Below are 23,154 nucleotides of genomic sequence, written 5' to 3' on the forward strand. Positions count from 1 at the left end.
TTTGGTCTATAATAAAGGTAAAATAAGAATAGGAGAATTGCTGATGAGAAAAGAACAGTGGCAAAAAATTAAAGAAAATTACAGTGAAGAGCGAGAATTTTTAGATGGCGTTTTTTATCGTCTGCGCCTGTTACCACAGCATAAAGCTGAGCTGGCAATTATTCATGCAGGCCCGTGTGGTGAGACGATTCATGCACCGAAAATTACATTTGATACTCAAACTTTGCAACCCTTAAGTGCTTTTGATAGTTTGGCAACACCCACCATTAATTTATCTTATGATGAGGCACCAGATAAAGTTGTCGAGTTGTTTGATTTAACAGTGGCAAAATTTTTGCAGGCAAAGAATTTAGGGTGATGTGATGATTGAGATGATAATTTTTGATATGGATGGTTTACTAATAGACAGTGAGCAAATGTATCAGCGCGGTTGGTTACAGGTTGCTAAAAAACATGGTATTTCACTGACAAAAGCAGATATGAAGGGGTGGAGTGGGCAAAGCGCTAGTCAAACAATGGCAAAATTAGCTGCTCATTTTGGTTCTGAAGAAATCGTGGAAAAAATGAAAACAGAACGGGAAATTTTTATTGCTGCTGAATTGGCAAAAGGGGCGTTGCAGTTGAAGCCTTACGCAAAAGAAACTTTAGCAAAAGTCAGAGAAAAAGGTTTATATTGTGGTTTGGCCACCTCTACTTTGAGAAAAAGAGGTAAAATGTATTTGGATTATTTCCAATTGGCGTCTTTTTTTGATGTGATCACATTTGGCGATGATGTTAAAGAATTAAAACCAGCACCAGACATCTATTTGGCAACTGCCGCAAAAGTTGGAGCAAATCCACAAAATACGATTGCAGTTGAAGATTCTTTAACCGGCGCTAAGGCGGCTTTGCAAGCGAAAATGAAAGTTGTGCTCATTCCAGATCAAAGTTTACCAGCCAATCACCGCGATCCAGCTGAAATTGGCTTAACTCCATTTTTACAAGGAACAAGTCTAAAAGTTTTATGGGATTGGTTAGATGCCATGAACTAAAATTTATAATCAAAAATCAAAATTATAGTAGCTTTTCATTCACTGCGGCAAAATGGTGGGTGATCAAAGCTACTATTTTTGTCTCTTTTTTTGTCCCTTGCTCAAAAGAACCGTATTTATTTCTATATAATGATAATTTTGGTAAACTTAAAGTAATGTTTAAGAAGTAACCCCATTTGAAAAGAATGCAAGCCTTTTCTTTATGACAGATTGTCATAAGTGTCAAAAAGTCACGACGAGCTCGTTTTTTTAGATGGTTCCTTAAAATAAAAAATGGTAAAGTAAGCAGGCAGAAAAAAATAAAGGTGATGAATATGCAACATATTAAAAATGTTTTTGAACTATATAAAACAGACTGGAAGCGAATCTTTAAAAATCCAATGGCAGCTTTCTTAATCGTTGCGTTAATGGTTTTGCCTTCTTTATATGCTTGGTTTAATATCAAGGCTTTGTGGGATCCTTATGGCAATACTGGGGAGTTGCCCATTGCCGTTTACAGTGATGACGCAGGGGCGAGTTTACAAGATAAGAAAGTAGAAATCGGCGAGCAGGTGATTGATACTCTTCATGACAACAAGCAACTAGGTTGGCGTTTTGTTGACTCGAAAGAAGAATTAACCAAAGGCGTGCGCTCTGGGAAATATTATGCGGGGATTTATCTCCCAAAAGAGTTTTCCAAAGATTTATTGAGTTTTACAACGGGAACGATAAAAAAACCGACGATTGAATATTACATTAATGAAAAAATCAATGCAATTGCACCAAAAATTGCTGACAAAGGTGCTACTAGTTTACAAGAACAAATTTCTAATCAGTTCATTGATACTGCTAGTAATACGCTGATGAAAGTTTTCAATGAAGTAGGCTATGATATTGACAGTAACTTAGTCAGCATCAATAAAGTGAAAAATTTGATTTTAACTACCAATGATAATCTGGATCAAATTGAAGGCTATACCAAAGAAGTGGTTGCGTTAAATGATAAGATGCCTGAAATTAAAGAAAAATTGAATAAGGCCAATCAATTTATCGACTATCTACCTCAAGTAGATGAAATGGGCAACAAGTTAGTTAGTTTAAATGATAAAATGCCCCAATTGAAAAAAGAAGCGGCAATTATTTTGGATTTACAAGCTAAAATTCCTGAAATCCAAAACGCAGGGAAACAATTGGCGATGGTTGATGGTGACTTTGAAAATATTAAGAGCACGATGGATGCCGGGATTAAAGACGCCAAGCAAGGCTTAACGATTATTGAACAAGTCCAAAGTATTTTACCTGATATTCAAAAATTGGGCAATCAGGCACAAGAATTTGCTAATACCACCAAAGAAGGAGCCGAAGAACTGCAAAAGGCTATTCCGAATATCACGCAAAGTGTAAATATGATTTTAAACAATCTGAAATTCATTCATACAGAAGTAAATAGTGCCTTAGAAGACGTGAAGACAGCTTTAGCCGATAACAAATTGACAGATGATGAAAAAAAAGCGATTGATAAATCATTACAAGATTTTGTTAGTCACCTGCAAACGCAACAAACAATCATTCAAAACTTGATTGATTTCATTAATAAGTTGCCAAATGCGAGTGATAGCCAAATTTTACAAGACTTGGTGAGTCGACTAAATAATGTAAAAAACCTAATTAATGGTCTTGCAAATCGCGTGACGACTTTAAATGGCTATATTCAAGCGGGAAATGTGGATGCTGCCCTTAACTTTATTGATCAAGTCCAAAGTGTAGGAAATGAAGTAGATAATGTGTTAAGCGGCATTGATGCTAATCAAATTTCAAGTGAGATTTCAAAAGGATTGACACAATTGATCACAACGATCAATACGGCCGATGGACTATTGACCAAAGCACAACACATTGATTTTCAAGCTTTATTAGCCTCAACCAAGACGACTATTACAAATGCGATTAAAATTTTAGAAAAGTATCAAAAAGAAATGCCAGCAATCGGTAAAGAGTTACATGATGCGAATGTCATGCTAAATGGCCACATGAATGCGATTGTTTCTGGTATTAATAAAGGTGCGGACCTTTATAAAAATGATTTACCTGAAGTTGAGAAAAAATTAGCACTGGCTGTTGATTTTTATGAAAAAGATTGGCCAGGAATCAGAAAAGATTTAACCAGCACCATGGGAATGGTTAATGAAAAATTACCCGAAGTTGAAAAAGCATTGGATGTAGCAACTGGCTTAATTCAAAATAATTGGCCTTCGTTACGCGCAGGCATAAAAAAAGCGGCAACTGCGATTAAAAAAGGTGAAGAAACAGCCGACCTTGGTGAAATCATCAAACTATTGAAATTGGATGCCAATAAAGAAAGTGAATTTTTCACCAACCCAGTTGCGTTAAAAACCAATCAAATGTATCCAATGGCCAATAACGGATCGGCCAGCACACCGTTTTATACCGCACTATGTTTATGGGTGGGGGCCTTGTTACTTTCTAGTGTCGCGGCAACCGATGTCTTTATTGAAGACAAAAACAAAGGTCGCTTTTCAAAACGTGAAACTTTTGTTGCTCGTATGCTAACTTTCTTAACAGAAGGTGTGGCACAGGCTTTAATTGTTACCTTAGGAAATTATTTCTTATTAGGTGTCGATGTTAAACAACCTGTTTATGCTGTTTTATTTGGATTACTAGTGGGACTTTCCTTTATGATGATTGTCTATGTTTTAGCAGCGTTATTTGGTAACATCGGTAAGGGAATTGCGATCATTATTCTGGTACTGTCCATTTCTGGTGGTGGCGGGAACTATCCAATTCAAGTTTCCGGTAAATTTTTCCAAATGATCAATCCCTTATTGCCATTTACCCATGCGGTAGATTTATTACGGGAGTCAGCGGGAGGAATTTATTGGGCAAATGCTTGGCCAAATATTTTTATCATGTTAGGACTGTTTATTTTCTTTGGTGTCGTTGGGACGATCGCCTATCCATATTTAGAAGGGGCGACAAAAAAACTCGGCAATATGACCAAAGAAAGTCATTTCTTCCATTAAAAGTAAGAGAGCAAATTGTAGCAACGCAAATTACTGCAATTTGTTCTCTTTTTTCTTTTTTTAGAAAGCGATTTCTTTTGCTTGTTAGTGGTCCTTTAAAGCTTTAAAAAAAGCTGTAGATTTTTAAATGAAATTTTCATTGACTTTTTCAAAAGAGAGGCGTAGCATACACTCTTGATTGCAGCAATTATTTCTATTTTTTGGGTTGTTACAAAACCACGATTAACTATCTTGTTAGACTAAATTATTTCGTAAAGGAGTAAGGAAAAGTGAATTATTTAAAGCGGCTGTTAGTGGGACGGCCTTTAAAATCAGCAGAAAATGATGAACAAAAATTAACGCGGTTTGCGGCGTTAGCATTATTATCTTCTGATGCACTATCTTCAATTGCGTACGGAACAGAACAAATTGTTGTTGTTTTAGTCGCTTTGTCCACAGCGGCAATTTGGTATTCATTGCCAATTGCAGCATTTGTCATTATTTTGTTGGTCTCTTTGACATTGTCTTATCGGCAGATCATTCACGCTTATCCACATGGCGGGGGCGCCTATGTCGTTAGTAGTGAGAATTTGGGGCGGAATGCGGGCCTGATTTCCGGAGGTTCCCTTTTAATTGACTATATGTTAACCGTAGCGGTATCTGTTTCTGCTGGTGCTGAAGCGATTACGTCAGCTGTACCGGCGTTGTACGGACACCAAGTTGCCATTTCCATTTTCATCGTTTTGCTGATTATGATGATGAACTTGCGGGGATTAAGAGAGTCGGCTAGCTTTTTGATGGTGCCGGTTTATACATTTATTGCCGTAATCACCATTTTAATTGCTGTTGGTCTATTTAAAATCATTAGCGGTGCACAACCACTTAATGCAACAGCGCTACCTGGAGCAGCGATTCCGGGAATTTCGATTGCGTTAATTTTACGAGCATTTTCTTCTGGTTCATCTTCTTTAACTGGGGTGGAAGCCATTAGTAACGCTGTACCTTTCTTTAAAAAACCTCGGGCAAAAAATGCAGCTGCAACGCTAGCAATCATGGCGAGTATCTTAGGCTTCTTCTTTGTCGGAATTACTTTTATCAACTATTGGTATGGGATCGTCCCTGAACAAGAGGTAACAGTTTTATCTCAAATCGGGGAAGCTGTTTTTGGTCACGGAATTATGTATTATGCATTACAATTTACGACAGCTTTAATCTTGGCTGTGGCTGCTAATACGGGTTTTTCTGCTTTTCCAGTTTTGGCTTATAATTTAGCAAAAGATAAATTTATGCCGCATATGTATCAAGATCGTGGTGATCGCTTAGGTTATTCCAATGGGATCATAACCCTTGCAGCAGGCTCTATTGTCTTGTTGATTATTTTCCAAGGTTCGACAGAGCGCTTGATTCCGCTTTATTCTATTGGGGTATTTATTCCCTTTGCGTTATCACAAACCGGGATGGTCCGTCACTGGCAAAAACAAGGCAGTGGCTGGTTGAAAAAATCAATTGCAAATATTGTCGGTGCCTTTATCTCATATGCGATTATTACAATCTTATTTGCTTATCGCCTAGGTGATATTTGGCCATTCTTTATCATTATGCCGGTTTTATTATTTATCTTTTACAAGATTCATGATCACTATCGGAAAGTTGCCGAGCAATTGCGTTTAATGGAAGATGAAGCCAAACTTCACACTTACGACGGCAATACCGTGATTGTCTTAGTTGGTAATGTGACCCGCGTAAATGTCGGGGCACTAAATTATGCCCAATCTATTGGTGATTACGTGGTTGCGATGCACGTTTCATTAGATGAAGATGTAAAAAAAGAAAAAGAGATTGAAGCAGAATTTAAACAAAACTTCCCAGATGTACGTTTTTCTGTTGTTCATTCCTCTTACCGTTCGATTGAAAATCCGATTATCCGTTACGTCGACTTAGTGAGTAAAAATGCCGTGAAACACAACTATACGACAACGGTTATCATTCCCCAATTCGTACCGCGGCGACGTTGGCAAAATATTTTGCACAACCAAACAAGCTTACGTTTGCGGATGCGTTTATCTTGGCGTCAAAATATTGTCGTCAGCACCTATAGTTACCATTTGAAAAAATAAAAAAGACTTGAATTTTTGTACCGACTGTTAAGGGTTAGTTTTTACGCTAGCCCTTAACAGTTGGTATTTTTTTCAAGTCTTTTTTAGTTGATGCACTGATATGTTTTTAACTAAAATTAGCATTCTCAAATGAATAAATCGCTTTAGCAAAGCTTTCTAACTAGCTAGCTTCATGTACTAACGCGCCAGTAATAAGCCAAAATTGCAAGAAATTTGCAGAACAATTTATTGCAATTCTGCCTTATTGCGTGCGAGTAAACCAAGTTTGAAAAACTTTTATTATTATTTTGAAGTTTTGCCAGCGGGATCTAGGCGATGTTCTACAATGCTTAAAATCCAGTCTGTGATAATCGCCATTAAAGCAGTTGGCAAAGCACCGGCTAAGATAATTGAAGCGCCATCTGTAGCATTTGTACCGCGAATAATAATGTCGCCTAAACCCCCAGCACCCACAAAAGCACCAATTGCTGTAATCCCGATCGCAACCACTAAGGCGTTACGAATTCCGGCCATAATAACAGAAATGGAAAGCGGCAATTCAATCATGTAAAGACGCTGCCAGCTAGTCATCCCCATCCCTTTACCAACATCTAAAGCATTTTTATCGACCTGTTTCATTCCCGTATATGTGTTTTTAATAATCGGTAAAATAGAATAAAGGAAAACCGTTACGATAACGACATTTACCCCTAGACCTAATCCAATCATTAAAATGGATAACATTGCCAGCTGCGGTACGGTTTGAATGACATTAGCAATCCGAATCACCCAATCGGCTAATTTGTGTCTTTTAGAAATTAAAATCCCTAGTGGAATTGCCACAATCGCTGCAAGTAACACGCCATAAATCGAAATTAAGAAGTGACGTAAAAACTGGCTGAAAACGTAACTGCCGTTTTCTTTAAAGTAATAAACAAATTGTTCGGCTAAATTCATATTTTGCAGATCCATCTACTCACTTCCCTTCGAAATAGTGGTTGTCTTTAAGAAATTTTTCTGCAACGACAGAAGGTTCAACTAAATTATTATCGGCTTCATAATTTAATTTTTGCATTTGCTTGGTGTCTATAACACCTTCTAGGCGTCCTAATGCCGTCTGTAAATCAGGGTATTTTTTTAACAATGCATTATCGGCAATAGCAGCTGCATCATAAGGTGGGAAGAATTTTAAATCGTCTTCTAACATCACCAAGTCGTAGCTGGCAATCCGGCCATCGGTGGAGTAGCCTAATACGATATCCATTTTGCCGGCGGCTACTGCGTCATAAACTAAGCCAATTTGCATCGGTAAAATATTTTTAAATGAAAAACCATATTCTTTTTGGAAGCCGTCATACCCATCACCTTTACGATTAATCCAAGAAGTATCGACGCCGGCAACTAGCTTGTCACTTACATTTTTTAAGTCGCTGATTTTTTTCAAATTATACTTTTCAGCTGTATCTTTGCGAACTAAAAACGTATACGTATTGTCAAAACCATAAGATTTAAACCAAGTTTGTTGATAACGCTTGTTAAACTCGGATTTTACAATCTTAAAAGCTTCGGCGGGATCTTTGACCGGTTCCATGCCTAAGGTGGCAGTTAAGTCAGTCCCGGTATAGCGCGCGGCTGAAATTTGAGCGTCGCCATTTACCATAGCTTGGTTGTTAATTGTAGTAGTCGCCAAGTTATTAATAATTGTCGTATCCAAATCGGTGTAGTGTTCAATCATACCAGCGACTAAACTCGCTAAAATTTGTGCTTCAGAAGTAATACCACCAGTAATGGCAACTGTATTTTCACTACTAGAAGAAGCTAGTCCAGGAAATGAACAACCAGCTAATAAAACCGTCGTCATCAGCGTAAGGAAGAGTGTTTTTAATTTTTTCATTCGTCTGCCCCCCTTAAAGCTTTTGGCGTTAAATAGTTTTCTAATAAACCTAAAAGAAAATCACTTAATAAAGCCAATAGTGTTACTGGAATAGTCCCAGCAAAAATTAAATCAGGTTGGTAGTTATTTAACCCGCTGAAAATTAGATCCCCCAAACCGCCAGCACCGATATAAGAGGCTAGCGTTGCCCAGGCGATGACATAAACTGAGGCTAAGCGAATTCCGGCCATAATGGTTGGCATCGCAATCGGCAGCTCCACACTAAAAATTGACTGCAAATTCGTCATGCCCATTCCGCGGGCGACATCTAGGTAATTGCCATCGACATTTTTCATCCCAATGTAGGTATTCCGTAAAATTGGTAAAAGCGAATAGATGAATAAGGCAATAATCGCCGGTACTTTTCCAACACCAAAAATGGGAATCATCAATGCCAAAAGTGCAAGAGAGGGGATAGTTTGCAACGCAGAGGTGACCGTAATCACAATGTTAGCTGCTTTTTTAAAGCGCGTCAAAAGAACACCTAAAGGCACTGCAATAACAATCCCTAATAGTAAAGCAAAAAAAGATATATAAATATGCTCAAAACTTTTATTTAAAATTTCAGAACCGTGTTTTGCAAAAAAATCAGCCATGCTTTACGCCTCCTCTTTTGCAGATTCAATCGCTTCACTGATGGAAGCTTCATCACCCCATAAAACATCGTAAACAATATCAACCAATGAGGCGCGGGTTAAAATTCCGACGACGCGGGTTTTTTGATCCACCACTGGAACATATTTTAAGCCTCGTTTTAAAATGCGCTGCAACACGTCCCGTAGTAATTTATCTTCTTTGACATAAAAGACGTCTTTATTCAAAATATCCCCCACACTAGAGGCTTTTCCGCGCATTTTATCGATAGACTCGACGTCGATAAACCCTTTTAATATTTTGCTGTTATCTGTTACCAGTAGCGTATCCACGCGTTTTTCCCGCATCAAGGAGATTGCTTCACGTAAAGATTTTTCTGGTGTGATCGTAATCGCGCTTTTTAGCATAACTTCGCCAACGGTGGTTGTATCAGGTTTTGCTTGTAATAAGCGGTCTTCACCAATTAATTCTTCGACGAACTCATTCGCAGGATTACGCAAGATATTTTCTGGCGTATCAAATTGGATCACTTTACCTTCACTCATAATGACAATGCGGTTGGCTAATTTTAAAGCTTCGTCCATATCGTGGGTAACAAAAACAATCGTTTTACCTAAACGTTCTTGTAGATCCTTCACTAAATCCTGTAACGCGTCACGGGTAATGGGATCTAAGGCACCAAAAGGTTCATCCATTAAAATGATGTCTTGGTTGGCTGCAAGGGCGCGTACTACCCCAATGCGCTGTTGTTGACCGCCGGAGAGTTCAGCAGGGTAACGATCTAACATTTCTCGTGGTAATTCCACTAGATCAATCATTTTTTCTGCAGTTTCTTTGCGAGTTTGTTCATCTACTTTCAGTAGCTTTTGGACCAAGGTAATATTTTCTCGAATCGTCATATGGGGCATTAAGCCGATATTTTGAATTACGTAGCCAATTTTGCGTCGTAATTCCACCGGATTAACTTCCTTGATGTCTTTGTCATTAATTAAAATTTTTCCTTTTGTCGGTTCATTCATCCGGTTAATCATCCGCATACAAGTCGTTTTACCAGAACCACTTGTGCCGATAAAACAGATAAATTCCCCCTTATCAAAAGACAAATTGACGTCTTCGACAGCGACTTTGCCGCCTTTGTAAATTTTTGTTACATGTTGAAATTCGATCAATGTGCTTCACCTCTTCATCTTTTTTCCCTGTAGGTATCACTACTAGTATGAAAGTAAATGGAAAATATGACAAATAATACGCATATTTTTGCAAAAATAAATGAATTAAAGGGTGAATGATAGCGTTTTATTATTTTTGGCTTATTTAAATCCTGTATGAAAAAATTCACGTCGGGATAACGAAATCCTAAAGGCAATCTGTGGTTCTTATTAAACAGATAAACTCAAATTAGCTTCGTATATTTTTAAATTGATGCCCTTTGTTTCAAAAAAATTCCAGACACAGAACATGTATGCAAAAAAAAGGCCCAGTGACAAAGATTGTCACTGGACCTAAGTAAAATATTTTTAGTCAACTGGATATAAATTGGCTTCAATTTCCGCCCGCTTATCAGCTAAAAATGGTGGTAAAGCAAAACTTTCCCCTAACGTTTCCAAAGGTTCATCGATAGTAAAGCCTGGCGACATCGTAGCAAATTCAAGTCGGTTACCACCTGGTTCACGAATATAGAGGCTCTTGAAGTAACCACGGGAAATAATTTCTTCAATATTCCAATTTTGCTCTTGTGCTTTTTTATATAAATCATCTAAGGCAGCATCATCTTTTACCGCAAAGGCAACATGATCGATACTACCACGACCCATCCGCATTTTTTCTGGGGTCTTTGTTTGATAGATCTCTAAATGTTCACTTTCACTTAGTTTGATTTGACCAGCGACCACATCCCAATCCAAATAGCGTTTGAAAAAGTCCGCCGTTTTTTCGAGATCAGCTACATGTAGTTGTGTTGAAGCCAACCCGAGGATTTGTTTGTCACCAGGAATATCATTTTTGACCTGTAATTCAGGTTTTAATGGACCTTCTGGTACTTCTGTTAAGATTACAGCTACATTATCAGGATCATCAAAAAATAGTTGATTTTCTTGTTGGGTGACCGCAACACCGGCATTTTCTAACCGTTCTTGCCAATAATTCAAACTATTTTTGGGAATCTTTAATCCAATCGTGGCTAAAAAGTGGTCGTGATCATATCGTTGGCCAAGATGAGGTACAACAAAAAAAGTAACAACACTGCCGGGACTGCCGGTATAATCCCCGTAGTAGTAATGTAGCATTCTATTATTTTCTTGATTGACAGTATTTTTAACAAAACGCATACCCAACAGTTCAGTATAAAACGCAACATTTTGCTTGCGGTCTTTGGTTAATAACGAAATATGATGAAACGATGGCATAAAAAACACCTCTTTTTAAAATTGGAGAAAACAAAGCAGGGGCTAAGTTTCTCTTACTTAATGTAAGGATACTTGCTAAAAGTCTTTTCAGCAAGTATTGTGTCTCATTCATCGTCAAGGCTTCTAAAAAATGTTAAAATACAAAAGACAATTTCAGGAAAAGAGTGGTAAATATGTTAACAACAGAAGATTTTGATTTTGATTTGCCAGAAGAACTAATTGCGCAAACACCCTTGGAAAAGCGTTCTAGTTCACGTTTGTTAGTTTTAAATCGGCAAACAGGTGAAATGGAAGACAAACACTTTAGGGATATTATTGATGAATTGAATTCTGGCGATGCGCTAGTCATGAATGACACGCGTGTTTTACCAGCCCGTTTGCATGGCGAAAAACCAGATACAGGGGGCCATTTAGAAGTTTTACTTTTAACCAATACCAAAGGTGATACATGGGAAACACTGATTAAACCTGCTAAAAGAGCTAAAGTGGGGACAGAAATTGTTTTTGGCGATGGTAGATTAAAAGCCGTGGTAGAAGAAGAGTTAGAACATGGTGGTCGCATTATTACTTTTAAATATACGGGCATTTTCTTAGAAATTTTGGAATCATTAGGAGAAATGCCGTTACCACCTTATATCAAAGAACGTTTAGAAGACCCAGATCGCTATCAAACAGTATATGCAAAAGAAAATGGTTCGGCGGCAGCACCAACAGCAGGATTACACTTTACCCCTGAATTATTAGCAGCAATTGAAGCAAAAGGGGTCAAATTGGTTTATCTAACATTACATGTGGGACTTGGCACATTCCGACCGGTTAGTGTCGATAATATCGCTGAACACCAGATGCACAGTGAATTTTATCGTCTGACCGAAGAAGCCGCCCAAGTGTTAAATGATGTTCGTGCAAATGGGGGCAAGATTGTCGCAGTGGGAACGACATCCATTCGTACCTTGGAGACAATTGGTACGAAATTTGATGGTGAAATTAAGGCAGATAGCGGTTGGACAGATATCTTTATTACGCCAGGCTATGAATTTAAAGTTGTCCAAGCTTTCAGTACCAACTTTCACTTGCCAAAATCAACATTAGTTATGTTAGTCAGTGCCTTTGCCGGTCGTAAATTAACTTTGGATGCTTATCAACATGCCATAAACGAGCGTTACCGCTTCTTTAGTTTTGGCGATGCAATGTTTGTAAAATAAATGGCGTTAAAAAATTCCTAAGCAGGTAGTGATCCTTTAAGATTAGCTTTGCTCTAATTTTAAAGGAAAATATCCGCTTAGGAATTTTTTATGGGGAAATAAAGATTTATCCTCCCTTAACTAGGTTTTGACAAGTTAAAAGCATTTTGCCGGTTTGAGATGTGGCGAAAGTGAATTAGAAAATAAGCGTAACAATATCCACCAATACATGAGAAAGCCAAGAGCCCCAAATACTGTGATTTGTTTTTAAATAGACGGAGTTAAAAATCAGACGTGCCACTCCTTGGAGCAGTAAAACGTGGAGCAAGGTTGAAAATATGGAACCATCCCAATAAACAAAGCTATGCATCAAGCCAAAAATCAAGGCGCTCAAAAGTGAGCTACTCATTAAAGATAGACCTTTATTTCTAGCGGTTTCTAAAATGCCGATACCTAATAATTCTTCTCCCATTAACATAAAGGGAATTTTTAACAGCATACTGCCCAGTTGGTTGGCAATGGGATTACCTGCCCAAGAAAAACCTAGAAAATTAGCCAAGGTACCAACAACAATACCTAAAATTAAGTAACCGACAAATCCTACTAGTATAATCCAAGAATGCTTTGGGAAGGTAAAAATAGTAAATAAGTCTTTCTTAAAGACGATAAGCCAAGCAGCGATACTTCCTAATAGCAGTGCCCACCAGGCCCATGTGAAAAGCGATAATAGTGTAAATCCAATACATAAAAATAAAGCACCCAGCACAATGTTGCGTGTTTGTAGTGGCTTTGATTCTAATCGATTCATTTAAATTTCTCCTTTCTATTTTTTTAGCGTGACCTACATAAATTATTGTAACAGCCGAACTTCTTAATGAAAAAAGATAGCGCTTTAGATAATCAAAAGTGCAACACTGAAGTCTATTGAAATACTATTTGTACACTTTTTTTGCAATAGTTAAAAAGACAAAAAGAAGAGGATGGGCTCTCGAGTGCCCATCCTCTTTTATATCATGGAAGGATTTGTTGAAAAGGGTATTTGCAGTTTATATATGCAAAGTATTAATCTCTTGTGTTAAACATAAAATTTTGTTTTCACTACATTTTCTACACTAAAACATGTGATTCTTGTTGCTATTCACTTGTAATTTTGTATACTGTAATTGTTACGTATTGATTTTTTTACTACATGTTGCTTAATTCTCAACCTCTAATACGCATTCACTATTTATAATTTGGTGCTACTTCACACATATAAATCTAGGTGAATCTTGTACATCGAACAACTTTTAGCTTGTTTAATTTTTCTTCTTTTCGAGATCTCCTTTCCAACAAATATCTTCCTTCCTTACACCCATAGTATAGCATGATATAAAAGCGCTTTCAAGTAATAAACTCACCTTTTTCAAAAGAAAATTCCTACCTTAAATATGAATAAAGTATGAACATTTGTGAAAAAACCGCATATAATTTGTGGTCTTAAAAAATCATATGTTATAGTTAGATTGTGAATCAAATTAAAGGGAGAGAAGATGATGGACTATTATAAAAAAACAGCAGACGAAATAGTGAAGGAGTTTTCTTCACAAAGTAAAGCAGGCCTTAGTCAAGATGAAGTAAAAAAGCGTTATGAAAAATATGGACCAAACCGTTTTGCTGAAGAAAAAAAAGATTCCATGCTAAAGAAAATTTTATTAAGTTTAACGGATTTTACTACATTAGTTTTAATGGTAGCGGCAATTATTTCGTTTTACACCGCCATTGCAACGGATCATGGTGACTTATTTGAAGGGATTTTGATTATTGCGATTATTGTCATTAATTCGGTTTTGACAATTGTGCAAGAAGGAAATGCTGAAAAAGCGCTCAGTGCGTTGCAGGATATGAACAAACAAACGGCAACTGTTATAAGAGACGGTCAGCAAAAAGATATCGATGCGGATGAATTAGTACCAGGTGATTTATTGGTTATTGAAAATGGTGCAATGATTGCGGCGGATGCTCGTTTAACGCAAGCTTCCCAATTGCGAATTGAGGAGTCTGCGTTGACCGGGGAAAGTGAGCCGGTGGAAAAAGATGCTGATTTTGTTAGTGAGGAACAATTACCATTAGGAGATCAGCAAAACATGGTCTTCAAAGGCTGTACTGTCGTAAATGGACGCGGACAAGCGATTGTTACTGCTACCGGGATGCAAACGCAAATGGGTAAAATTGCGGGCTTGTTAAGTGACGCAGGCACTTCTTTGACACCTTTACAAAAAAGGTTAAATCAATTAGGCAAACGGATCAGTTTAATTGCTTTGGTTGCTGCAGCTTTAGTCTTTTTAATTGGGTATTTACAAAATGAGCCAATTTTAGAGATGTTTATGACGTCAGTTTCTTTAGCTGTTGCGGCAGTTCCTGAAACCCTAACTGTCATTGTCACATTAACATTAGCTTATGGCGTGCAGAAAATGGCCAAGAAAAATGCAATCATTAGACGATTACCGGCAGTCGAAACGCTCGGGACTGCAAGTGTGATCTGTTCGGATAAAACCGGTACCTTGACTCAAAATAAAATGCAGGTTCGCCGTGTTTGGTCTAGAGGCGATGAAGTAACAGACGTTGAAGATGGCATGACCGATGAAGCGATGGAAGTATTAAAAATTGCCAGCCTTTGTACCGATGTCATTGTAGAAAAAGGCGAAGATGATGAAGTAATCGTCAAGGGTAACCCGACAGAAGTTGCCATTGTAAAAGCGATCGAAGAAAATTATCATACAAAAAAAGAATTAGATGAAGAATATCCGCGGATTGCAGAATTGCCTTTTGATTCACAGCGCAAGATGATGACAACGGTGCATAAAATGGGGAATAAGAAATTTCTTTCCGTTACCAAAGGCGCCTTTGATGTTTTAATGCCCAAATTTCATTATGGGGACGTAGAGCGGGCACAAGTTGTAAATGATCGTTTTGGGAAAAAGGCGTTGCGCGTCATTGCAGTTGGGTATCGAATCTTTGAGGCAGAGCCAACTGAGATCACTTCGGAAAATTTGGAACAAGATTTACGCTTACTGGGATTAGTGGGGATGATCGATCCGCCGCGACCTGAAAGTAAAGGTGCGATTAAAAAAGCACGCAAGGCAGGAATTAAGACCGTTATGATTACAGGGGACCACGTAGTAACTGCTAGTGCAATCGCCAAAGAGTTAGGTATTTTGAATCACAAAAATCAAGCAATCTCCGGGGCGCAATTGCAAAAATTAACCGATGATGAATTAGATGGAAAAGTAAAAGATTTAACCGTCTATGCTCGTGTAACACCAGAAGATAAAATCAGAATTGTAAAATCATGGCAGCGAACGGGTGCTGTCGTGGCCATGACCGGAGATGGTGTCAATGATGCACCGGCACTAAATGCTAGTGACGTTGGATGTGCGATGGGAATTACCGGGACAGATGTTGCCAAAGGAGCAGCAGATATTGTTTTAACCGACGATAATTTTGCTACAATTGTTGATGCAGTTGCGCAGGGGCGAACTGTTTATCAAAATATCCGTAAAGCAATCAACTTTTTATTAAGCTGTAATATCTCAGAAATTTTCATCGTCCTTATTGCCATGCTGATTGGCTGGGGAGCACCATTTAGTGCTGTGCAATTGCTATTTGTAAATGTTGTAGCAGACGGCTTACCAGGCTTTGCCTTAGGAAGAGAGCCAGCTGAAGCGGGAATTATGAATGAGCCACCAATTCCAGCTCATGAGGGAATTTTTGCCCGTGGTCTTTGGCAGAAGATTGCGGTAAATGCAGGTATCTTTACTGTAGTAACACTATTTGGTTATTATCTTGGTTCTTTTGTGGATAGCGTTAGTCCATGGGTAGATGCAAGTGCTGAAGTAGGTCAGACGGTTGCCTTTTTAGTCTTAGCCTATTCTTCGATTATTCATGTTTTTAATGTTCGGAGCAGTCGTTCGATTTTCCAAGTGAAATTAGCAACGAATAAATCATTGTTTGAAATGGCAGTCTTAGCAATTTTGATTACAACTGCAATTGCTTTGTTGCCTTTTACACAAGACTTGTTTAATTTAGTGCATATTAGCTTAAATCACTGGTTTTTAGTGGCGATTTTATCAATCGTCCCGGTATTTGTAAATGAAATGATTAAGTTTCATTTTTCAACTGACGAAGAATAAAAAATTCCTGAAATTTTTAGAATGCTCTTTTTACGCTAAGATAAAAAAACCTCTGTTGCCTTCATCTAAAATGAAAGTAACAGAGGTTTTTTGTGTTTGATCTTTTCACACTAGCATGACTTATTAAAAAGTTTCGGCTTCGTTTGGTAAGTTGTTGTAAAAAGCTGCTTTAGTGGCATAAATATAAGGATTTAACCATAAGTAGCCAATACCACAAGTCAATACTGCCAAGATGTGCCAACCGATAAAGCTTAGATCCAACCAGAATAACTGGCCTTTGTAGCCGTTCATTAAGCGACGGCTTGCAGTAATACATTCAAGATAACCTGGTTTTTGGCCAGTACCATCTAAAATATCGTAATAGATAAAGTTCGCTTGTGAATAAGAATAACTTTTAACAATCCCAGGAATTAAGAATAGTAAAGACCACAAACCAATAAAGATTGTTGAAAGTAGGTAAATACATACAACGCCAACTAGATAAGGGCTTTTGAATGCGCGGAAAATATCACTCATTGGATGGATGTCCACACGTTTGCCACGGTAAATATCTAAGAAAGTCCAAGACATTCCAGAGACAAAAATAGAGGTCAGAAGCCCGCTAATAATGCCGCCACCTTGTTGTCCAATTTGTGCTGTCCAAGAGACATCACCGTTACTGTTTTGAATCCCATTTGAAACGGTATCCAATGTATCAGGACTAAAAAGTGCGATACCACTAATAATAGCAATAAGAGGAATGATAATAATTGCTGCAATTGCAATACCAATAACCGTTGGGATTAAGTTCATTAAAACGGCATCTTTCCAGCGCCCTTGTAGCATTTGTTTTGCTTCTAACTTTAATTCACCAGATGATTTCATTTTTTTCAACTCCTTTTTCAAAGTAATATTAGTATAACAAAAACTTTAACTTTTGGAAAATTACAAGAATTTTTCTGTATTTTGCCTTTTTTTAAGGGAATAAAAGCACATTTATTAAGAGAAAATAACAGTAGAAATTATGACCTTGCAAATTTTTTCCCGAGCCTTTATGATGGTTGAAGCTACAAAGAACAAAGTAGAAAGTAGGGAGTAAAATGGCACAAGAACCAGCCATCAAATACCGTTTAATAAAAAAAGAAAAGCATACGGGAGCTCGGTTAGGTGAACTGATTACACCTCACGGGACTTTTCCAACCCCAATGTTTATGCCAGTAGGAACATTAGCAACTGTAAAAACTATGGCGCCAGAAGAATTAAAGGAAATGGGTGCCGGAGTAATTTTGAGTAACACTTACCATTTATGGCTACGACCAGGGGAAGATCTAGTTGCAGAAGCTGGTGGTTTGCACAAGTTTATGAATTGGGATCAACCTATTTTAACTGATTCAGGTGGCTTTCAAGTATTTTCATTAGCCGATATGCGTAATATCACCGAAGAAGGCGTTCATTTTAAAAATCACTTAAATGGTGCACCGCTTTTCTTATCACCAGAAAAAGCGATTGATATTCAAAATAAACTGGGTTCAGATATTATGATGAGTTTTGATGAATGTCCGCCGTTTGATGAAAGTTATGATTATGTCAAAAAATCCGTTGAACGGACTTCACGTTGGGCACAAAGAGGATTAGAAGCCCACGCCAATCCAGATCGCCAAGGTTTGTTTGGTATTATCCAAGGAGCTGGCTTTGAAGATTTACGTCGTCAAAGTGCCAAAGATTTAATTAGTATGGATTTTCCCGGCTATTCTATTGGTGGGTTATCAGTTGGTGAACCAAAAGCTGAAATGAATCGCGTCTTAGATTTCACAACACCGCTGATTCCAGATCATAAGCCCCGCTATTTAATGGGCGTTGGGGCAGCAGATTCACTAATTGATGGTGTGATTCGCGGAATTGACATGTTTGACTGTGTCTTACCAACAAGAATTGCCCGCAATGGTACTTGTATGACTTCACAAGGCCGGTTAGTTGTAAAAAATGCGAAATTTGCCCACGATTTTAGACCATTAGATGAAAAATGTGATTGCTATACTTGTCGTAATTACAGTCGCGCATATATTCGTCATTTGATTCATTGTGATGAAACCTTTGGGATCCGTTTAACCACATATCACAACTTATACTTCTTGTTGAATCTAATGAAACAAGTTCGCCAAGCAATCATGGATGATAACTTGTTAGAATTTCGTCAAGCTTTCTTTGAAGAATATGGCTATAATAAAGAAAACGCGAAAAGTTTTTAAAATTCATAGAAAAAACTAGTTTAAGTAAAGAATCTTTGTTAAAGTTATTCTTGTGAATCAAATTAAACGAGGTGAATAAAATGGGTGGCTTACCAACGATTATCATGTTCGTTGTTTTATTAGGGGCAATGTGGTTTATGTCACGTTCAACGAAAAAACAACAACAAGAACGTCAAAATACGTTGAATGCAATGAAACCAGGCGATGAAGTTGTAACAATCGGCGGCTTGCATGGTGTTTTGTCTGAAGTTGACGAAACGAATAAAACCGTAACAATCGATTGCGAAGGTGTGTTTCTTGTTTTTGATAAACAAGCAATCAAATCAATTACTCCTGGTAAATCTGTCGTAGTTGACGATACGGTGACAGAAGTTAAAACAGAAGACTTAATTTCTGATTCAACAGATTCAACTGACGAAAATAGCGATAAAGAATAATCCTGCTTTTGCGGGATTTTTCTTTTATCCTTTAGTGTTAGTCAGCTAATAAAAAAATACCCGATACATAAAAAAGATGGAGTTTGCACGACCTTTTTAATACAAGGAGAAAAAAATGCAAAGCTTAATTAATAAATTGCAAAAAAGACGGGACCAGCTAAGTGAATTGGAACGCCAAGTTTTTGATTATATTTTACGTAATCCGCAAAAAATTGGGCAGATGACCGCCGATGAAGTCGCAGGGGAGCTGTTCATTTCAACGGCGACAGTATCGCGTACGGCAAAACATCTGGGATTTCGCGGCTTTCAAGAATTAAAATACGCGATTGCGCAATATGACGATGTGGAAAAAGCAGAACAGCACGATTTACGAATTGATCACGACATAAAAACCATTATGGCCTCAATTGAAAAACAATTGCATCAAACATTTCGCCTGTTGCAAAAAGAGCCGTTAGATGAAGTAGTGACAAAGTTGTTTCATGCTGAAAAAATTGAAATATTTGGTGTTGGAGGCAGTTTGCCAAATTGTATTGAAGCTGCACGCAAATTAACCTTCTTAGGTAAAAATGCCTCTGCGAGAATTGATTGGGATGAACTTCAAGCGGTTTCTAAATCTTTAACAAAAAAAGATGCCGCAATTATTGTCTCCAATAGCGGCGAGACAATTCATTTAATGGAATACGCCCGTAACCTGATGGCAAATAAAGTTCCAATCATTGCTATCGTGGGAACGAAGAATTCAACCTTGGCTAAACTAGCGGACTATCCCTTACAAGTTATGGTAGAAATGGTTTATTTTGATCAAGTTGATTTAAGCTCGCGGGTGTCTTTAACAGCTGTTACAGATATTTTAATGATGAAACTAGCAGAAAAAATGGGATAAAAATGGCAATAGCGATAATGAAAGAGCATACAAAACCTTGTATGCTCTTTCATTATCTTTCGCAAATATTGCATTTTTGTTTTAACTGGCTAAAATAAGACAAGTAATAAGAAAACGGATACATAACATTTTTCTTGTTGCAGGTGATGTGTAATAAAATAAAAAAATATTATGCACTGCCACAAATTAAAAATTATCACTGAAACTTATCTAATGTATCCGAAATAATTTACAGCACTCATTTAATTAGCATAAGAACAGATGATAATAAAAATAACAAGTGTGGAGGACACAAGAATGAAGAAAAAAGCTGGGTTTTGGGAATTTTTTCAAGGATTAGGAAAAACGTTTATGCTTCCAGTAGCATTGCTGGCGTTTATGGGGATTTTACTAGGGATTGGGAGTTCATTTTCTAGTGAGTCAACAATCCAAGCCTTACCATTTTTAGGAAATGATATTTTACAAGTTATCTTCCGCTTTATGTCAGCGATTGGTGGTTTTGCATTTACTTATTTACCAGTTATGTTTGCCATGGCAATTCCTTTAGGTTTAGTTCGTAAAGAAAAAGGGGTAGCAGCCTTTTCTGGTTTTGTCGGCTACGTTGTAATGAATTTAGCCATCAATTTTTACTTAACTGAAACGAACAACTTAGCTGCTGCTGAAAGTTTACGAGAAGCAGGCCAAGGAATGGTCTTTGGTATTCAGACAATAGAAATGGGTGTACTAGGGGGTATTATTGCCGGAGTAATCGTCTATCATCTGCATAATCGTTTTTATCAAACGCAGCTGCCAGATAGTTTTGCTTTCTTTTCAGGCGCTCGTTTTGTCCCAATTATCACATCACTTGTGATGGCGTTGGTAGGGACAGCGATTCCGATGATTTGGCCAGTATTTGCTTTACTTATTACTGGTATTGGCACTTTAATTCAAAAAGCTGGTCCATTTGGTCCATTTTTATTTGGTTCAGGCGAACGTTTATTACTCCCATTTGGCCTGCATCATATTCTAGTATCTATGATTCGTTTCACAGAAGCTGGGGGTCATGCAGTAATTGATGGTAAAGAAGTTTTTGGTGCATTAAATATTTTTTATGCAGAATTGCAAAATAATTTACCAATCAGCTCTGCTGCTACTGCCTTTTTATCACAAGGTAAAATGCCTACATTTATGTTTGGTCTACCAGCAGCCGCACTGGCAATGTATCAAACTGCCAAACCAGAAAATCGTCATAAAATTAAAGGTCTATTAATTTCCGGCGTAATTGCAACTTTTGTCACAGGAATCACAGAACCGATTGAATTTCTATTTTTGTTTATTAGCCCATTACTATGGATTTTCCATGTTATTATGACTGGCGCTGGTTTTATGATTATGAGCTTATTAGGAGTTACGATTGGCAACACTGATGGTGGGGTATTAGACTTCTTAATCTTTGGTGTAATGCAAGGTAATTATACGAAATGGTGGATGGTATTAATCGTGGGTGCTTTTTGGTTTGCAATTTACTACTTCGTCTTTAAAACTGTTATCTTACGAAAAGACTTGAAAACACCAGGTCGTGAGGCAGTAGTAGATGAAACAGAATACACTGATACTGAGACAAACTACGCTAAAAAAGGTGGCTATGATGCGACTGGCATTTTAAATGCTTTAGGTGGCGCAGAAAATATTGAATCATTGGACAATTGTATTACACGTCTTCGTTTAGTTTTACAAGATGGCAAAAAAGTTCAAGATGATGAATTAAAAAAATTAGGGGCTTTAGGCGTCGTGCATTTGGATGATACCAATGTTCAAGTCATTATCGGTACTAAAGTTACAACAGTGCGCAATGCACTAGACAATTTGATTTAAGAAAAGAGGCAAAGACGATGGATTTTGACACAGTCGTCAATCGTAAAGGTACATTTTGTACCCAATGGGATTATGTTCAAGATCGTTTTGGCGTAGCGGACTTGCTACCCTTTACGATTTCAGATACCGATTTTGCTTTACCTGATGAAGTAATGACAGCTTTAAAAGACCGGTTGCAACATCCAGTTTTTGGTTATACCCGCTGGAATCACGAAACATTTAAACAAAGTATTTTACATTGGTATGAAAAAAGGTTCACGAGTTATCTTACGCCAGAAGATATCGTTTATAGTCCGACAGTCATGTATAGCATTTCAAAATTATTGCAAATCGTCTCTAAAAAAGGAGAAGGTGTTATCGTTCAAACGCCGGCCTATGATGCGTTTTATAAAACAATTGCTGGCAATGAGCGTAAAATTATTCCCAATCCCTTACGTTATGAAGAAGGTCAGTATGAAATTGATTGGCAAGATTTAGAACTAAAATTAGCAAGTCAAGAGAATACGGTGCTGTTATTATGTTCTCCTCACAATCCTACTGGACGCGTGTGGCAAAAAGAAGAATTGGCTAAAATTGTCAGCTTGTGTTGGCAATACGATGTCTTTTTGATCAGTGATGAAATTCATATGGATATCCTTCGTAAGGGGCAAAAGCACCACCCGATTATAGATTTCATGGATAAAAATGTTGCGCTAGTAACATCGGGGTCTAAAACTTTCAATTTTCCGGGGTTAATTTTTTCATACGCTATTTTACCAGATGAAAGAATACGCGAGCAGTTTCAACTGGCTTTGAAAAATCAAGATGGTCTGTCTTCAGCTAGCAATCTTGGCATGTTGGCTACTATGACTGCGTATTATGAATGTAGTTACTGGGTGGATGAATTAAATGAATACTTAGACGCCAATTTTGCATTTGTTAAAAAATATCTGGCAGCAAATTTGCCGCAAATAAAAATCGTTGATTCAACAGCAACGTATTTGATGTGGTTAGATATCACAAAACTTAATTTACCAATGGAAGTTGTCCAACGACGCTTAATAGAAATTGGGCAAGTTGCAATTATGGATGGCAGTGTTTACGGCGATGAGGGGAGTAATTTCTTGCGTCTAAATATCGGGTGTTCAAAAAGCAAGTTAGAACTGGGCTTAGAAAAAATGGTAAAAAGTTTCACTTAAAAATAAATTGTGGCATTTTGCACGAGTGTTTAAATGGTATTAAAAAGTCTAAATGAAAATAAAATACTTAAGTTATAATTAATCTATTTTCATTTTATCTAACGAAATAAAAAAATATTTTATGAGCAGTTACAATAGATGAAAATCTTGTAACTGC

18 protein-coding genes are annotated in these 23,154 nt (G+C 37.5%); 11 read left to right on the plus strand and 7 right to left on the minus strand.

Going from position 1 to position 23,154, the window contains the following annotated elements:
- Window positions 1–43 precede the first annotated feature (43 nt).
- From K4422_RS11930 to K4422_RS11945, 4 genes are all read left to right on the plus strand, one after another.
- Window positions 44–358: a hypothetical protein gene (locus K4422_RS11930; RefSeq protein ID WP_206903571.1), complete on the plus strand. Its 315-nt coding sequence runs from the start codon at window positions 44–46 to the stop codon at window positions 356–358.
- Between the two features lie 4 nt (window positions 359–362).
- Window positions 363–1,031, plus strand: coding sequence for an HAD family hydrolase (locus K4422_RS11935; protein ID WP_230711258.1), 669 nt, complete (start codon window positions 363–365; stop codon window positions 1,029–1,031).
- Window positions 1,032–1,345: 314 nt separating this feature from the next.
- Entirely contained in the window at window positions 1,346–4,051 is a 2,706-nt protein-coding gene (locus tag K4422_RS11940; RefSeq protein ID WP_230711259.1) for a YhgE/Pip domain-containing protein, read from the plus strand.
- A gap of 269 nt (window positions 4,052–4,320) precedes the next feature.
- Entirely contained in the window at window positions 4,321–6,147 is a 1,827-nt protein-coding gene (locus K4422_RS11945; RefSeq protein WP_206903574.1) for an APC family permease, read from the plus strand.
- A gap of 282 nt (window positions 6,148–6,429) precedes the next feature.
- Here the strand turns inward: K4422_RS11945 and K4422_RS11950 are convergent, their stop codons facing one another.
- The 5 genes from K4422_RS11950 to K4422_RS11970 form a co-directional block, all read right to left on the minus strand.
- Window positions 6,430–7,092 (minus strand): ABC transporter permease, encoded by a 663-nt coding sequence (locus K4422_RS11950; protein WP_206903657.1) that lies wholly within the window; start codon window positions 7,090–7,092, stop codon window positions 6,430–6,432.
- A 10-nt stretch (window positions 7,093–7,102) separates the two neighbouring features.
- Window positions 7,103–8,020 (minus strand): osmoprotectant ABC transporter substrate-binding protein, encoded by a 918-nt coding sequence (locus tag K4422_RS11955; RefSeq protein ID WP_206903575.1) that lies wholly within the window; start codon window positions 8,018–8,020, stop codon window positions 7,103–7,105.
- Complete coding sequence (locus K4422_RS11960; protein ID WP_206903576.1) at window positions 8,017–8,655, minus strand: ABC transporter permease; 639 nt, start codon at window positions 8,653–8,655, stop codon at window positions 8,017–8,019. The genes K4422_RS11955 and K4422_RS11960 overlap by 4 nt, the downstream gene beginning before the upstream one ends.
- Before the next feature lie 3 nt (window positions 8,656–8,658).
- Window positions 8,659–9,822 (minus strand): betaine/proline/choline family ABC transporter ATP-binding protein, encoded by a 1,164-nt coding sequence (locus K4422_RS11965; protein ID WP_206903577.1) that lies wholly within the window; start codon window positions 9,820–9,822, stop codon window positions 8,659–8,661.
- A gap of 348 nt (window positions 9,823–10,170) precedes the next feature.
- The gene (locus K4422_RS11970; protein WP_230711260.1) at window positions 10,171–11,058 is read right to left on the minus strand and encodes a VOC family protein; all 888 of its coding nucleotides are present in this window, start codon (window positions 11,056–11,058) and stop codon (window positions 10,171–10,173) included.
- A 173-nt stretch (window positions 11,059–11,231) separates the two neighbouring features.
- On the opposite strand from K4422_RS11970, the gene queA reads away from it, so the two are divergent.
- Entirely contained in the window at window positions 11,232–12,263 is a 1,032-nt protein-coding gene (gene queA / locus K4422_RS11975; RefSeq protein ID WP_230711261.1) for a tRNA preQ1(34) S-adenosylmethionine ribosyltransferase-isomerase QueA, read from the plus strand.
- 175 nt (window positions 12,264–12,438) lie between these two features.
- Here the strand turns inward: queA and K4422_RS11980 are convergent, their stop codons facing one another.
- Window positions 12,439–13,050, minus strand: a complete 612-nt coding sequence (locus tag K4422_RS11980; RefSeq protein ID WP_230711262.1) for a CPBP family glutamic-type intramembrane protease — start codon at window positions 13,048–13,050, stop codon at window positions 12,439–12,441.
- Window positions 13,051–13,777: 727 nt separating this feature from the next.
- On the opposite strand from K4422_RS11980, the gene K4422_RS11985 reads away from it, so the two are divergent.
- Window positions 13,778–16,414 (plus strand): cation-translocating P-type ATPase, encoded by a 2,637-nt coding sequence (locus K4422_RS11985; RefSeq protein ID WP_230711263.1) that lies wholly within the window; start codon window positions 13,778–13,780, stop codon window positions 16,412–16,414.
- A 123-nt stretch (window positions 16,415–16,537) separates the two neighbouring features.
- Here K4422_RS11985 and K4422_RS11990 read toward each other — a convergent pair whose 3' ends face one another.
- The gene (locus tag K4422_RS11990) at window positions 16,538–17,278 is read right to left on the minus strand and encodes a DUF975 family protein (protein WP_206903582.1); all 741 of its coding nucleotides are present in this window, start codon (window positions 17,276–17,278) and stop codon (window positions 16,538–16,540) included.
- Between the two features lie 215 nt (window positions 17,279–17,493).
- Here K4422_RS11990 and tgt point away from each other — a divergent pair, with 215 nt between their 5' ends.
- The 5 genes from tgt (at window position 17,494) to K4422_RS12015 (ending at window position 22,997) form a co-directional block, all read left to right on the plus strand.
- On the plus strand, window positions 17,494–18,642 hold the full coding sequence (gene tgt, locus K4422_RS11995; protein WP_206903583.1) for a tRNA guanosine(34) transglycosylase Tgt: 1,149 nt from the start codon (window positions 17,494–17,496) through the stop codon (window positions 18,640–18,642).
- A gap of 80 nt (window positions 18,643–18,722) precedes the next feature.
- Complete coding sequence (yajC, locus tag K4422_RS12000) at window positions 18,723–19,079, plus strand: preprotein translocase subunit YajC (protein WP_206903658.1); 357 nt, start codon at window positions 18,723–18,725, stop codon at window positions 19,077–19,079.
- A gap of 115 nt (window positions 19,080–19,194) precedes the next feature.
- Window positions 19,195–19,965 (plus strand): MurR/RpiR family transcriptional regulator, encoded by a 771-nt coding sequence (locus K4422_RS12005; protein WP_230711264.1) that lies wholly within the window; start codon window positions 19,195–19,197, stop codon window positions 19,963–19,965.
- 297 nt (window positions 19,966–20,262) lie between these two features.
- Window positions 20,263–21,819, plus strand: a complete 1,557-nt coding sequence (malX, locus tag K4422_RS12010; protein ID WP_230711265.1) for a maltose/glucose-specific PTS transporter subunit IIBC — start codon at window positions 20,263–20,265, stop codon at window positions 21,817–21,819.
- A gap of 17 nt (window positions 21,820–21,836) precedes the next feature.
- Window positions 21,837–22,997: a MalY/PatB family protein gene (locus tag K4422_RS12015; RefSeq protein WP_230711266.1), complete on the plus strand. Its 1,161-nt coding sequence runs from the start codon at window positions 21,837–21,839 to the stop codon at window positions 22,995–22,997.
- Window positions 22,998–23,154: the final 157 nt, after the last annotated feature.

The organism is Enterococcus sp. SMC-9, from assembly GCF_021011285.1.
GTDB lineage: Bacteria > Bacillota > Bacilli > Lactobacillales > Enterococcaceae > Enterococcus_C > Enterococcus_C montenegrensis.